This window comes from Methanobacterium formicicum, from assembly GCF_029848115.1.
Lineage (GTDB): Archaea > Methanobacteriota > Methanobacteria > Methanobacteriales > Methanobacteriaceae > Methanobacterium > Methanobacterium formicicum.
Window position 1 is genome coordinate 10,001 of the sequence record NZ_JARVXG010000044.1, and the last position, 14,729, is coordinate 24,729.

Here is a 14,729-nt window from a genome sequence, read left to right on the forward strand (position 1 = left end):
AAGTCAGTGAACGACACCGCCATCGTTTTGAATTAAACAACGACTACCGGGATGTTTTAAAGGAAAAAGGATTGATTATTTCCGGAACATCTCCCGATGATTTCCTGGTGGAAATGATTGAACTGGCGGATCACCCCTGGTTTTTAGGTTGTCAGTTCCACCCTGAATTCAAATCCAGGCCCAACAGTGCCCACCCCATCTTTGTATCATTTTTAAAGGCGGCACTGGAAAACCATAAGCAGAAATCAGGAAATTAAAGGGCATAAAAACCGAGGAATCAAATGTACATTGATATCCCCCTGATCACTGCTATGGTGGCCATAGTGGCCTGCCTGTACGCCAGCTACTCTGATCTTAAAAGTGGAATCATACCCAATAAGTTGACTTTCCCCCTCATTGCTATTGGATTAGTTTTGAATGGGATTTATGCCATTTTAATGGGCGAAGTCTGGATCATTGTGGTCTGTGCCGTGGTTACCGGGATAATATTTGCACTGGGCTACCTGCTGTGGAAAATGGGTGCCTGGGCTGGAGGGGATGTTAAACTCTTCACTGCCCTGGCCGCACTTCTACCCTTCAATCCCTTACTGATATCCTATCAATTATTTCAGGTGCCATTCCCAGTTCTGGGAATTTATCCCTTTCCCTTAACCGTGATCATTAACAGTATCCTGTCTATTCTGCCTTTCCTATTGATCTATGTCATTTACATTGTAGCCAAAGATAAGCGACATCTGGTGGGTGAACTAACAGCTCCAGTTAAAAACTACCGTAAAAATATCGTATTGACCCTGGTAATAACCTCTGCTGTGAACATAACCCTGTTTATTACCCAACAGACACATTTACAGATTATACTGATATCCTTAATCTTGATCTACTTACTCTCCCTGCTCATATCCAAACTACCCAATCAGGTTAAGGCCGTGGTTGTATCCCTGGTCACGGTGGCTGCACTTTTCTATAACTTCCAGATAACCATTGTTAGTATGGCTATCCTGTTTGTCTCCATTATTATCATTGAAACCGTGGTGAAACTCCTGACTTCTGTGAGTAGAAAGGCTTTACAGGATGATGTTCCCCTGGATAAACTCCGGGAAGGAATGATACCTGCTTACAATATGTACCAGCAGGATGATGATGAAATCTTTGTGGATGATAAGAGTTTCACCCAAAAGGTAAAGGAATCCTTTAAAAAAAGGGACCCCAGCATAGTCACCGCCCCTAAAGGTAAACGTCTGGTGGGCACCCTGGCGGCAGGCTTAACTGACGATGATATTAACCTGTTAAAACAATTGAAGCAGGAAAATAAGATCCCAAATGAATTCAAGATTAAAAAAGGAGTTCCTTTCGCCCCCTCAATTTTGATCGGACTCATCATATCCCTATTCATTGGAGATCTAGTTCAAATAATACAGATGATACTTATCTGGATCCTGTGAACAACAAAAAGATGCCCCGAGTTGAAACCAGACCCACTAATGTTTTGTTACTCGGACCAGGAATAGTACCAATATTTATATTAATCCTTAGTCATATTCATAACTAAGAAAAGTGTAGTGATTGAAATGGAAGAGAAAGGGCAAGCATCAGTGGAGTATTTGCTACTAATTGTAGTGATCCTAATTATTCTGGCCAGTGTTACCATACCACTGGTGAGTAGTTCTGTGAATTCTACCATGGATATCTCCCGAGCATCTGATGCTAAAAATGCGATCCAAAACATAGCTAATGCTGTGGATCTCGTTTATGCCAATGGCCCCGGGGCAAAAAGAACTGTGAATGTTTATATACCCTTAAATCTAGTTTTACAAGGTAACAACACCCAAAACATTGGAATGAATGTTCCTCTATCTGGAAACGAAACAAAATACGTCAATTCAGACCTTAACTACAATGTTACCTTTGATAATGCCAACTTCAACCAGGGATGGAGCACGGTAACTGTGAACTGGGTTGTCGGTAATAAAGCCATCACCATCAGCCATTAATCAACTAAAAACAGGTAACTTAAGGTTTTTATTTTAATTTACCAATGAGGAAAATTAGATATTTTAAAAAATAGATATTTTAATTTACGATTAGGAAAATTAGAGTGGTAATACTATGGGAGTGTTCAGTAAATTTGGAGATTTGATAATTGGATTTTTCTCAATTCTGGGTGCAGTTATCCTGTCTATACCCAAAATTCCCCAAAAACTACGTAACATTGACCGTGGACAGATTAAAGATAAAATCGACACAGAAAAGCTTAATGAAAAAGTATCCCGAGTGAAGGACAACCTGGACACCAAAAACTACCAAAGTGCCCCAACCCCTCCCTCAGAAAGAAAAGTTCCTGAAAACAATTCAGAAACCACTGAAACGTCACAATCATCCCCGTCTGACGTCCTACTCATATCCACACCATTCACCTCTAAAGAAAAGGAAGACACCATATTCCGTCTCCAGCTCTTATCATCAGGATTTTTAATTTTATCCGTGATATACCTGTTTAACTTCCTATCCATTATTGTTTATGGAATTTTAGGAGTTTTACTAGCGGGTTATATAATTTATCTCCTGTTTAACCGGGTTAAAGTCATGTACGGTTCAGAATTTCCTGCTTACAGAGATTTCTTCCTGATGTACCTGGCAGTGGGTATCATCCTAGTTACCGTAGGCAACAATTCCGCCCTGGTGACTGCCTTTTCACTGAGTTACTTCCCATCCCTAACCATCCTTATCTTTGCTATTGTCGCCGTGGCCGTAGTTTACCTTCTCTTCAGAATACGATACCACCGGGACTTCACCTACGGAGTGGTAATTGAAACTGGCGAGAAGATGGCCTACGTAAAGGTGGAGTATGACATACGGTCCAATGTGAAACCCGATATATACGTGGTGGAAAATGATTACGGTGCCTCGGATGGCGATACAGTGAAGTTAAAGACTGAAAAGAAGATATTCAGTAACAGTGGTAACAAACCAATACGTATTATGGAAACTGTTAACAAGGTATAAATCCCCATTTTTTTGATTCAAATAATTTATTTAATAATTTTTCTCAGGGTAAGAAAATGCATTTAATCTCATAAACAGACTAATTTATATTATTTATAAAAAATTCACAAAGAATACTGGAGTACTAATTATGCATGATATGTCCCCCCATCATCCCCGTTACCAGTCCCTTCTTTTAAGGGATAAAATGGCCAAGGCTTACCAGGAAGGAATACTGGCCGACACCGCTCTTATTGCCCATGGCAGGGGTGAGGCCTTTGACTATATTTTAGGCGAAAAAACAAACCTCCCCGCATTAAATGCCATTAAAGCGGCAAGTGCTGCACTTCTACTGGCTGAAAATCCAGTTTTATCAGTTAATGGGAACACTGCTGTTTTGGCTGCCGAGGATATGGTGAAACTAGCCCGGATCCTGCCGGCTAAGGTAGAAATCAATTTATTCTACCGCACACCACAGAGGGTGATGAAGGTGGAGGAAGTTTTAAAGAAGGCCGGGGCCACGGAGATCCTGGGTAAAGAAGAGGATGATTACTTCCCTATAAAAGGATTGGAAGGTCCACGGTCCAGGGCCCACCCGGAAGGTGTGCACCGGGCAGATGTGGTACTGGTTCCACTGGAAGATGGAGACCGGGCCGAAGCACTGGTGGCATTGGGTAAAACAGTTATAACTATTGATCTCAATCCTCTGTCTCGAACTGCTCAAACTTCATCCATAACTATTGTGGACAATGTGGTTCGAGCTATTCCCCTTATAATTGAAGAGATAAGCAAGTTGAGGGGATGTCGGGTTGATGAACTGGAAGCAATTGTCCATGAATTTGATAACCAACGGAATATTGACAGTTCACTGCAGCTAATTGCACAGTATCTGGAAAAGGATGGTAAATAAATGAAGGTAATTGGTGTTACCGGAATGCCGGGATCAGGTAAGAGTGTGGTTTCCAGGGTGGCGGAAAACCTGGGAATGAAGGTGGTGCGGATGGGAGATGTTATCCGTGACGAAGCCCATAAAAGGAACGAATCACCCGGAAAGGTAGCTGTAGATCTGCGGAAGGAGTTTGGTAAATTTGTAATAGCCGAAAGGTGTGTAACATACATTAAAAACCTTTCAACCCCCGAAGAAAAACTTAATTCTAAAAAACCCCCATCATCCCCTAAATCAGCAGCTTCTAACCCTTCTATGGTTCTTATTGAAGGGATTCGCAGCCCCTGGGAGGTAGAAATATTCAAAAATAACTTCCCTGATTTTAAAGTTATTGCCATACACTCTGCACCAGAAACCCGTTACCTTCGCCTACGGAAGAGAATGAGATCCGATGACTCTGCCGAAACCAGGGAAGCACTTAAAAGAGATCAGAGGGAGTTAAAATTTGGTATTGGTGAGGTAATTGCCAGTGCAGATTTCATGGTGGTTAATGAAGGTGCTAAGGGGAAGCTAAAAAACACAGTAAGGGGTATTCTTAAAAATGAATTGTAAAGTAGTTGCTAGGGCCACAGTCAATCCTACGGAGGATCTAGACAAGATCATAGAATCTTTATCCAATGTATTCCATTATGCGGACATAGTTATAGGCGAAGATAGTGTTACTGTCACTGGAGACACTTCCTGTCTCGTTCCCTTTAAGGAATTCCTTGAAAAAAGAAAGATCAGAGAAACTGCCCGTAAAATGATCCTCAAAGGATGGAGTGAAGATTCAAAGGTCATAACGTTGAAGTTGAGTAAGCAAGCCGCATTTGCAGGTATGGTTAACCTGGTAGAAGATGATCTTTCTCCCCTGGGAGAGATTGAAGTTAAGATAAGTACTGAAAATGTAGAAAAGTTTACCAGCTGGTTGTGTGGACAAGATAAAAAGTAGGATTAATATAATTTAGTTCTATCCTTAAATTAGTGAGAATATCCTATTTTTTTAAATCTTTTTTAAAATCCTTTTTTTTAATCTTTTTCTGCCAGTTGTGCATCTTTGATTATTAGGTGTCCATTATCAAAATCCCATACCTTTTCTGAGTCTAAAATTTCAAGCTTTTTCTTAAACAGGGGCCCATCAATTACCAGGGTTTCTGCTTCTCCTCCTTCAAATGCCAGGTGCAATCCATACCTTTCATGGAGTCCCCTTAATTCTTCCAGTAACTCTCTGGTGATAACCCGGCCCAACCAGGATTCATCCAGCCCTTCTGCAGACACACTGGTGATAACCACTTCAAATCCCAGTTCAATGATCTCCTCCATATATTCTTGAGGGTCACGGTGCCATAGTGGTGCTATTGATTCCAGTCCCAGTTCCTGGCATAACTGGTCAATACGGGATTTCTGGTACTGTGAATGAATAGCACCTGTGAAAATTGCCTCCACGCCCTTATCTTTAAGTTCAGATAGGGCTTTGCGGAGATCTTCCAGTTCTTCTTCCTTCATTCCCGGGGTTTCAGCCTGAATAAGGGGTATCCCCATGGCCTGGGAAAGTAACTGGGTGAGATGTATGTTGGGAACATGGAACATGTAAGAGTGGGGATTTTCAGAATGCATGGAGAGTAAATACTCTACAGTCCAACCATCCTTCATAGCTTTGTAAACTGCCATAGTGCTGTCTTTACCACCGGAAAAAAGTACTGCTGCTTTCATATCATTACCTTCTATTACCTATCACTTTAATTAACTTTTTGAGATTTATTCTAAGGTTTAAAACTTCCCATTTTAAAAACAAATATATTTTGGCCCTACGGTTACATGTAAATTAATGAACCAATGGAAATGAACCACTCTTTATGGGGAATAAACCACCTTGTACTGGGAATGAACCATCCAGTATTGGTTAAAAAATATGTGGTGAAAAAAAGAAAGACCATGAGTGGGCCTGTTTATTCACCTTTCTGGCGTAAGCGATCTCGGATGCCACGTATGCCCCGGGTTATGGTGTCTATGAACATTCCCACTAATCCCACCAGCACCCCTAGGAATCCACAGAATAGGATTATGTTGTTCTTACCGGGGAGTGTGTTTTTCAGGCTCTGGATCTCCTTTTCCACGGGTCCGTTGATCTCAGTTACCACCACTTCTCCCTGCGGGAGCTGTTTAACCACTTCATCCACCTTAGATGCATCGACCACTAATTTAACCTGGACAATGCTGTATTTAATGTCTATACCACTGATTAAGACCATCCAGCTTTTTAGCTGTTTAATAACCTGGGTGGGGTCACTTCCGGGTTTTAACTGCACCATCATGGTGTCAGCGGAGATAACTTTGCCCGAGGTTATGTTGGTGTTGGCGGTGGTTATACGGGACTCCAAACTGCTCTTCCAAGCATTGCCAATACCCGTTGTTTTAACGGTTATTTCTCCACTTTCCACACTCTGAACTCCGGGGATATTGCGTACATCTTCAATGGCCTTGTTAACGTCACTGTCTGTGGAAATGTTAAGGGTGATGGTTTCCTGCTGGTTACTGGTGGACATGTAAACTGCCCGGGCCATATCCGGGAGATCATCGTAGACCGGGGCTATGAAGAATGCACCACCGATTACACCCACCACAAATCCCAAAGCAATGACAAATAAAAAGTTTTTTTTACCGATCAATGGTGTGAGAAGTGCAGCGGAGAATACAAAAGCCATGAGCAGGAAAAATAGTATGATCATTATGATTACAAATAGGGTTTCCATGTTTTCATCTCTGCTTCAATTCAACTAAATCAATCATTGCCCAGTCCCTACGGGCTTTGGCATAATATTCCCACCTACAATATACCTTTCTAAGAATGTACATTGTTTAGGTATTCTGATTAAAATGAGTTTTCACAGTATATTTATCTTTTGTATTTTAAGATGGAAAAAGATGTAAAAATTAGCAAAGTAAGGTGTGAACCTATAAATTTTAGGGGCATTAATGGGAAAGAAGGTATCCTTGCAAAAATAAGGTGATGCTCGGAAAAATTACCTTAAAAACCCCTAAAAAGGGAAAGAGAAAAATAATACAAAAAAGGGATGTTGAATTATACTTCTACTATTTTTCCAGTATTCACATCCACGTAAACATTCTTAGATTGGGAAGCTTTGGTTATGGGGACTATCCAAACCACTGTTGTGGTCTGATTAACAACAACTGTCCCCTGTATCGGTTGCCCGGCTCGATAACCACTATTGCCCCGCAGTGCAATTTTTTTGGCCTCTTCCTCAGTAATCAGATAGTTAACATTATTACTGGAGTTGGTGGAATTATTGGAACTAACTGTACCGGTGTTAGGCGTGGTTACCGGAACCGGTGTAACCGGAGCAATCTGAGAATCCGCATTACCCGTGATGTTGGTTCGGGCATAGAACGGATTGTAAGCATAAACCAGTATGATGAGCACTACTACCCCCATCACAATCAGGGCCTTTTTCTCCCAACCATCATTCCAGAAATCCTTTAGATATTGAACTAAATCGCTTAAATTCATGTATAAACCTACACCAATTTAATTATATAAATAGTACCATCTACATTAGAGATTTGATAGTTATTACCACTACTAAGAGTATAGGTGCTATTAAATCGTTTGGGTATAATGGGTATGGTTACATTTTTACCACTGGTAAAAATAGTCAGATTACTGGAATTACCTGCACTTTGAATCAGGGCATCATAGGAGGGATCAGGATCCAAATGAATGGTAACAGAATATCCATGACCGTTGTTATAAACCGTGTTCAATGCTGCAGCTATGTTTTCTCCAGCCATTCTTGGCTCTCCCAGATCTCCAATTTGTTGCTGATTAATCTCATTACTCACCAGACTTAACATAGACCCTATGATGACTAAAGCAATTAAGGTAACGAATAATAATTCAGCTGTAGCCATTCCTTTATCATCTAACTTCATGTTTATCTTTACTACTAAATTGATTTTAGCCTAAATCAGTAATTGGCTTTTAATTGGAAATAATTCAAGTAATAAGTGGAAATATAGAAGGTAGTTCCAGTAGGATCCGCAAATGAATAATCAGTACCAGTATATTTTATCTTAATGTCAGTTACAGGGATGGGATCGGAGGGAGAGTAGGTAAAATACTCGTGATCCAGTCGGGAAACATAGCTGGTATTATGATAATTATACAAGGGGTCGCCAATTATGAAAGAACTGAAACGTGCATTGGGTGCTGCAGTTGAAGTGGTGTTAGTCCTGTTTTCAAGCCTATCAAAGAAACTTAGACCGTGTTCATCAGGGAAATAGTAAGGACGGTTACCGATATCACTGGGGTTACCGGTTCCATTTAAACAATCCCATAAAAATTGAATTCTGTGGTTGGGTTTATCAACAGTTAGATCAAAGTTGTAGGGATTAATGGCACCCTCCTTGTACTCTGGATAACTGAAAATCAGATTACTGTTCAGGTAATTGGTGTTAAGCCAAATGTAGGGATCTTCCAGTCCCTGGATACTCACCGGTACCTTTATGGTGGGGGTGACACCTTCATAGAACTGATCCTTCTGGGTTACCCTGATGGGTATACCTCCCCGGATGGTGACATAAAATCCATAGGGGTTTTCCTGGGTGATGGTGATATCCTCGGGGTAAATCAGCTGGGTGGTGGAGCTAGTTACTGATTCACCGTTTAGATATATTTCTCTCCCAGTCTGCACTTCCATATCTTGACAACTCTGTATAATATAATCATTCATAGTGTAAAGTATACGTTCCTTTATGTAGGCCTTACTAGATGATTCATTACCCGTGTTAGGGAAAAACTTGTGTTCATCAATAACCTTTCGGGTAGTGTTAAAAGCAGCACTTCTTCCAGCATCACTGGTACCCTTCTCCATTGCACTGAAAACATTCAAAGCCGTGGTGGAAGTTACATCCCCCCCAATCACCACATTGGAGGCCATATTTAGTTCATTCAAAATTCCAGAATAAGCTATGGCTACGATAATAACTGGAATAAGCAATAACAGGGTTGCCGGTGTGAAGACATAGCCTTTTTCATCCATATAAATCACCAAATCAATGAGTCCATAAATCTAAACGTACAGGGATGGAGTTAGGTAAATCACCAGTGTACATGGATTCATTATAGACCAAATTCGGGTCTAAGGTATCAAATCCTTGATCGTGCAAGTTATCTACCAGTATCTGGTAAGCCTGGTCAATAGCTTGCTGGGCAGTGTTGGCATAAGAAGTACTCCAGACAGCATGCTCCAAAGCAGGGTAGATCACCGCCACACGGGTACCTGAAAATATCTCCGCATAACCGTCACCAGACTCCCAACCTTCACCAGAAGTAACTGTTACCCTGATGGTATAATTAGCAGGGATATAAGTGTGGTTGGAAACAGTTCCATTGGTCATTTTATGAGGTCCAGCAGCATCCAGTTCACCCAGATTTAACAGGTACGGAGCTGCCCCGTTGTAAAGTAATTCACCAGAATCATAGGTTACCTGGACATTCTTGGTATCTAAACCCCCTGAGAAGAACAAATATGCCTCCTTCGTATTATTAGAACCAATGTTGTAGGTTATACTCTTTTGAATCTGGTTAGTATTACTTTGATCACTTACTGTGGCGTATTCATCCCACTGGACCGGTAATTTACTGGAGCTGACCACGGCATAACAGTTGGTAAGTCCCACAAAATCATAATCGGAACCTCCCTGTGAAGGAACATTATCCCATACAGTTATTCTAACTTTATTTACCTGACCCTTATCCATGTAATCTTTTAAATTGATAGTTCCTGGTAAATTACCATAACCATAATCAGTACCGTAATCCGCCGTATTAAGATTTGATTGGAATACAGTATCCCATCGGTTATATTGGGGCCTATATACTTCCACCATAGCCCCATCCACAGCCCCATAAGGGTTCAAAGTCACATATGCATCTTTTATAGTTCCCGCATCAGTGTTATCAATATCTTTTTGGATAGCAACAGCAGAAGCCGCAGAATTTCCAGGAGGAGATCTTAATACAAAGGGAATAGAATTTTCCAGACCATAATTGTGATTGTTTTTATAATCAGCCCAACTATAAATCTTGTTAGGTACTCGTGTGAAAGGGACTGAACCACCATTAAATGAGTAGGAAATACCACTTACCCGCCTATTCCTGTCAGTAAGGCCATTATAGGGGTATGCAGCTCCAGCACTATCAGGGAAGTAGAAATTTTTGGTAACCACACCCTGAGGAACCACCATACTAACCGTATAATTGGCAATCAATGAAAACCAGGCCATATCACTGTAGTGATCAACATTACCATACGAAACATGCAGGTTGTTTTGAGTACCCGGAGTCAGATCATTGGTATTAATCAAGGTTGGATAATTATAGAATCGGTAATTACTATAAGAGTAGAGATTTTGGAACTGACTTTGCTGGACTTGGTAATTGTGATTATTGATACTGACACCAGCACTGTATGCATTGCCATAATTTTTATTAGCAGAATTTATAATGAATCTCGCCCAATTAACCGTCCCTGTGGTAGAATTAGGAACAGAAAACGCTATATTCTGATATGAACTACCCCCATTAGAACCCCAATAAGGGTAATCAGGGAGGTAATTCGTATTACTCCATGGATCCGGATTATGCCATGGATCAAAATTAGAGAGCCAATTATGGAAATTCCATAGGGTGGTGGTTACATTGGTATCCTGACGGGTAAGGCCCACTTCTTTAATATTATAAAAGGAACGACCTAACCATCCTTCGCGGGGTCCAGAAATAACTCTAACCCCCGTGGCAACATCAGTAGACACTGCATAATCCCGCCCACGAGTGTTAATTGCTTCAGGAGTGTAACCGTTCATGGTCATCTTATAACTAACATCACTGGGCAGTATAGAGTTCAAAGAATTTGTAAGGAGACTTTGAGCAGCAGTAGAGTTGTTATTGGCATAGTACACTGCAGCATCCCGGAGTGTTCCATCCTGTTCCATGGTGGCCAGTGCACTGTCAGCCAGGGCCTGTAGATGCTGGTGATCCTGTCCCTGATATACGGGTAATAATGCGTAGACCACAAGTGATGCTGTAAAAACTATCACCACCACTAAAGCCAGTGTTGCATCAGCAGTGAATATAAAACCTTTATCATCCATCCCAATCACCTAACCCAAACATATAATATCGCCCTGAATTTTGATGTGTCAGCACCAGTTAAACTTATTTCACTGGCCGGTGTGCCCTTAGGAACTTGAAGAATATAAACATTCATCTTATCTGTGGGGCTACCTTGCAGCTGTACAGTCACTACATTATCCATTAACTCTGTCTGGTTATAAAGAACATTTGGCCCATATACAGCAGGATCAATTAATTTAACAACAGGATTTGTCCCACTTTTAAAATCATTCGATTTAACAACCCGCACATTGTTAATATCAACAAAAGCAGAGGTCACAGAAGTTAATCCGGTACTATTAACATAAACGTAGTAATCAAATACACTGTTATACTGTGCATTAGTAGGAAAGGCATTGGCAGTGATTACTATCGGTGTACCGGTACCCCTGATATTAACTGCATCAGAAACTATATCAAACGCCGAATATAAAACGATTCGTTCCACACGGACCACATCTTTAGCAGCAGGGTCAACAGAAGAATCAGAACGAGTCCCCCTCAGTAAAACGTTAGTTCCTGTGTTTATACTAGTAATATTCAAGGAATAACCATATTGATCACCCATCAGGCCCTGGATCTGCGAGGAAGTTATACTACCCACTTTAGACGGTAAAAGATAATATCTCTTGGGTTGTTGGGAAGCATTATCGTAACGAGCTAATCCTGGAACTTTCAGACCAACAACATTGGATTCCCAGTCGTAAGGATCCCCAGAGGTAGTTAAAAGAGCATTCATGGTATCAGCAGCCACTCGCTCGGTTGATCCCCTATAAACAACATCCTGCACCTGGTACATGAGGTTATCCATATCCGCAGCCACTAATCCCAGAACCAGAGTAAGGGGGATGAGTGCAAGTAATAAATCCAGGGAAAGAGCATAACCCCTTGAATCACGGTCCAGTAGTCCCACTTTCTTTACTCCCCTATTCTCGTTAATTAAATGAAATAAACAACTCATAAATATTAGTTTCTGAAACTCTTCTTCTTCCATTATAATATGGTCTTAATAATATAAACTAATATGATTTTATTGGTATAAATCTTTTGTTGCGAGTACTAATCTTAACCCCCTACCTCTGGCAATATTTAAAATTCAAAATAACTACAAGCAGTGCCCACCAATCAATAGTCCATCATCCCAGAACCACTATTTTTAAAACATAATCTATAATAATAATGTAAAGGATATAACATATAAAAAATTAGAAAATGATAACTATGGATAGCAGAGGGCAACTTTCCGCAGAATATATACTATTAGTGGGCTTTGTACTGGCCGTTGTACTTATTTTCGCCTGGTATGTTAGTGATCAAAGTGAACAGAACACCATTGCCACCGCAGTAAGAGTGGGTGCCTCCAATGCCTCTGCAGAAATAGGAATTATGAACACCACCACCATGCCTATCCGGGTAAATAAAGTAGATATGACCAGTGGTGAAAAGATCAACATCACCATATTCCTTTCCAATACTGGGCTTTCCCCACAACAACGACAGACTATTCTTGGCGGTGTAGAGCAATCCATAGAATCTGCGGGTTACACTGTAAACAGTCAGATTGACCCGGTATCCAATACGGTCAACACTCTCACCATCGACACTTCCAAACATGATTATTTAATCAAAATATCATGATCACAATCACTTACCTGAACTTTATTCATTACTTAACATATGATCAAAAATAAATTGAGGATTAAAAATGGAAGAAGACTTTAAAATAAAGAAAACAGAAAGTTCCAAACCCAAAAAAAAGAGAAATATTAACAAATGGGGACTGGGCATCGCTTTATGTTTTATTGCCATAGGTTTAGTATGGTACGGTGTAAATTTAGGAATCATACCCCTTAGCTTCCTCCAGGAACAGGCTGGACCCATTATCCTGGTAATAATCGGAGTTTTAATTCTGATTAAATCATTTTAACCAATCAATTAAAATCAGATTCTAAGAACTGATCTTACATTTTATTTTAATTTAAGAGGTTTTAAATATGAAACAGTTACTGGAAAAACTATCCAATGCATCCGGAGTATCTGGATTTGAAGACAATGTTCGCAACTTAATGATGGAAGAGTTAAAAGGATTTGTGGATGAATTAGACGTGGACAATATGGGTAACCTCATCGCCATCAAGAAAGGAAAACCAGATGGTAAAAAGGTAATGTTAGCCGCCCATATGGATGAAATCGGCCTTATAGTGAGGTATATAGATAAAAATGGATTCATCAAGTTCTCCAAACTGGGAGGAATCAACGATCAGATGCTTCTTAACCAGGAAGTGTACATCCACAGTAATGGTGAAAAGATACTGGGTGTGATTGGAAGTAAACCTCCACACCGGATGAAGGCCGCTGAAAAGAAGAAACCAGTAGAATACGAGAACATGTTCATTGATATCGGTGCTTCCAGTAAAGAAGATGCCGAGGAAATGATCAATGTAGGAGACCCCATCACCATTAAACAGAAATTTGCTGAACTTAAAAATGATCTGGTAATGGGAAATGCCATGGATAACCGTGTGGGCTGTGCCATTCTCCTGGAAGTCATGAAAAGAGCCCGGAGCGACGCCACTATCTGCGGAGTAGGAACTGTGCAGGAGGAAGTGGGCCTCAAAGGAGCTAGAACTGCTGCTTTCCGTATCAATCCGGATATGGCTCTGGCCCTGGATGTGACTATCTCTGGTGACCATCCCGGTATGAAGGAAGAAGAAGCCCCAGCCAAAGCAGGTAAAGGACCATGTATCATACTCACCGATGCCAGTGGAAGGGGAATTATCACTCACCCCCAGGTTAAGGAACTGTTGATTCAGGTTGCCGAGGAAGAGGAAATACCATACCAGATAGAGGTCAGTGAAGGAGGAACCACCGATGCCACTGCCATTCACCTCACCAGAGAAGGTATTCCCACGGGAGTAATTTCACCACCATCACGATACATCCACACCCCCGTGAGTGTGGTAAATATCAAGGATGTGGAAAACGCAGTAAAACTTATATTAGCAGTGCTTAACCGACTTTAACACTGCATAATTTTATTTTTTAATGATTAACAGTTATCTACAATATAGTTTCCAAGATAAAATCTTCATTTAATAAAAGAGATTTCCAAATAAAATTCCTCAAATAAAAACTTTCCTAACGCTAAAAACATAAGAATAAAAGGGATTGGTTATGGAACAAAAAATAGCTTTAATGTTCATGATACTGTTGATTCTGGGAGCAGTGGGCATTAACAAAATCATACAGGATTCCAACACAAATACTACCCAAAATAACCAACAGAATACCGAAGCCAGTCCACAGAGCACAACAGCCAACCCCCAAACAAGTCAACCAACTGGCAATGTGGATTCCAGCAGTTCAGGTGATGGATCTTCCAGTTCTGAGTCTCCCAGCAATACCAACAATGGAGCGAACAATTATATTGAAACCCCTTCCGGTTCTTCATCCAGTTCCAACTCCAAACGCCAGTACGCATAATTTGTTGGAAAATAAAGAAGATAAAATTGGATTAAAAAAGATTTAGTTCACTAATTCATTCTAATAATTCATTTTTATATTATTATTTCTAATTTTAAAAATAAATAAGTGAATTAAGGAAAAATAAGTGAATTATTAAATATT

The 14,729-nt window shown here is 40.5% G+C and carries 18 protein-coding genes (1 of these 18 cut by a window edge); 11 read left to right on the top strand and 7 right to left on the bottom strand.

Annotation, left to right across the window (positions count from 1 at the left end; translation table 11 throughout):
• From pyrG to QC759_RS05130, 7 genes are all read left to right on the top strand, one after another.
• A protein-coding gene (pyrG, locus tag QC759_RS05100; RefSeq protein ID WP_048073437.1) for a glutamine hydrolyzing CTP synthase crosses the window boundary here: on the top strand, positions 1-257 show its 3' end. Its footprint begins 1,357 nt before the window's first position; 257 of the gene's 1,614 nt are visible here — the last part of the coding sequence; its start codon lies beyond the left edge, outside the window; it ends in the stop codon at positions 255-257.
• A 24-nt stretch (positions 258-281) separates the two neighbouring features.
• A complete protein-coding gene (locus QC759_RS05105) occupies positions 282-1,442 on the top strand; it encodes an A24 family peptidase C-terminal domain-containing protein (RefSeq protein WP_048073438.1) in 1,161 nt (386 codons plus the stop codon).
• 126 nt (positions 1,443-1,568) lie between these two features.
• Positions 1,569-1,991 carry a hypothetical protein gene (locus QC759_RS05110; RefSeq protein WP_048073439.1) on the top strand — a complete coding sequence of 141 codons (423 nt, stop codon included), beginning with the start codon at positions 1,569-1,571 and terminating at the stop codon, positions 1,989-1,991.
• Between the two features lie 115 nt (positions 1,992-2,106).
• A complete protein-coding gene (locus QC759_RS05115; RefSeq protein WP_048073440.1) occupies positions 2,107-3,003 on the top strand; it encodes a DUF2101 family protein in 897 nt (298 codons plus the stop codon).
• Between the two features lie 130 nt (positions 3,004-3,133).
• Positions 3,134-3,892 (top strand): phosphopantothenate/pantothenate synthetase, encoded by a 759-nt coding sequence (locus tag QC759_RS05120; protein WP_144405546.1) that lies wholly within the window; start codon positions 3,134-3,136, stop codon positions 3,890-3,892.
• Positions 3,893-4,480, top strand: coding sequence for an AAA family ATPase (locus QC759_RS05125; RefSeq protein ID WP_048073441.1), 588 nt, complete (start codon positions 3,893-3,895; stop codon positions 4,478-4,480).
• Positions 4,470-4,859 carry an RNA-binding domain-containing protein gene (locus QC759_RS05130; protein WP_048073442.1) on the top strand — a complete coding sequence of 130 codons (390 nt, stop codon included), beginning with the start codon at positions 4,470-4,472 and terminating at the stop codon, positions 4,857-4,859. Before QC759_RS05125 ends, QC759_RS05130 begins: the two co-directional genes overlap by 11 nt.
• Before the next feature lie 77 nt (positions 4,860-4,936).
• Here the strand turns inward: QC759_RS05130 and QC759_RS05135 are convergent, their stop codons facing one another.
• From QC759_RS05135 to QC759_RS05165, 7 genes are all read right to left on the bottom strand, one after another.
• Entirely contained in the window at positions 4,937-5,620 is a 684-nt protein-coding gene (locus tag QC759_RS05135; RefSeq protein ID WP_048073443.1) for a diphthine--ammonia ligase, read from the bottom strand.
• 236 nt (positions 5,621-5,856) lie between these two features.
• The gene (locus tag QC759_RS05140; RefSeq protein ID WP_048073444.1) at positions 5,857-6,660 is read right to left on the bottom strand and encodes a hypothetical protein; all 804 of its coding nucleotides are present in this window, start codon (positions 6,658-6,660) and stop codon (positions 5,857-5,859) included.
• Positions 6,661-6,989: 329 nt separating this feature from the next.
• Positions 6,990-7,436 (bottom strand): peptidase, encoded by a 447-nt coding sequence (locus tag QC759_RS05145; protein WP_048073445.1) that lies wholly within the window; start codon positions 7,434-7,436, stop codon positions 6,990-6,992.
• Positions 7,437-7,444: 8 nt separating this feature from the next.
• Entirely contained in the window at positions 7,445-7,858 is a 414-nt protein-coding gene (locus QC759_RS05150; RefSeq protein ID WP_048073446.1) for a hypothetical protein, read from the bottom strand.
• 35 nt (positions 7,859-7,893) lie between these two features.
• On the bottom strand, positions 7,894-8,967 hold the full coding sequence (locus tag QC759_RS05155) for a hypothetical protein (protein ID WP_052660013.1): 1,074 nt from the start codon (positions 8,965-8,967) through the stop codon (positions 7,894-7,896).
• 13 nt (positions 8,968-8,980) lie between these two features.
• Positions 8,981-11,080, bottom strand: a complete 2,100-nt coding sequence (locus tag QC759_RS05160; protein ID WP_048073447.1) for a hypothetical protein — start codon at positions 11,078-11,080, stop codon at positions 8,981-8,983.
• 5 nt (positions 11,081-11,085) lie between these two features.
• On the bottom strand, positions 11,086-12,015 hold the full coding sequence (locus tag QC759_RS05165; protein WP_048073448.1) for a hypothetical protein: 930 nt from the start codon (positions 12,013-12,015) through the stop codon (positions 11,086-11,088).
• A 308-nt stretch (positions 12,016-12,323) separates the two neighbouring features.
• Between QC759_RS05165 and QC759_RS05170 the strand changes: the two genes are divergently transcribed.
• The 4 genes from QC759_RS05170 to QC759_RS05185 all read left to right on the top strand — a co-directional run bounded on the left by QC759_RS05170 (position 12,324) and on the right by QC759_RS05185 (position 14,585).
• A complete protein-coding gene (locus QC759_RS05170; RefSeq protein WP_048073449.1) occupies positions 12,324-12,740 on the top strand; it encodes a class III signal peptide-containing protein in 417 nt (138 codons plus the stop codon).
• A gap of 67 nt (positions 12,741-12,807) precedes the next feature.
• A complete protein-coding gene (locus QC759_RS05175) occupies positions 12,808-13,029 on the top strand; it encodes a hypothetical protein (RefSeq protein WP_048073450.1) in 222 nt (73 codons plus the stop codon).
• Positions 13,030-13,096: 67 nt separating this feature from the next.
• On the top strand, positions 13,097-14,125 hold the full coding sequence (locus QC759_RS05180) for a M42 family metallopeptidase (RefSeq protein ID WP_048073451.1): 1,029 nt from the start codon (positions 13,097-13,099) through the stop codon (positions 14,123-14,125).
• 151 nt (positions 14,126-14,276) lie between these two features.
• On the top strand, positions 14,277-14,585 hold the full coding sequence (locus QC759_RS05185; protein ID WP_048073452.1) for a hypothetical protein: 309 nt from the start codon (positions 14,277-14,279) through the stop codon (positions 14,583-14,585).
• Positions 14,586-14,729 lie beyond the last annotated feature (144 nt).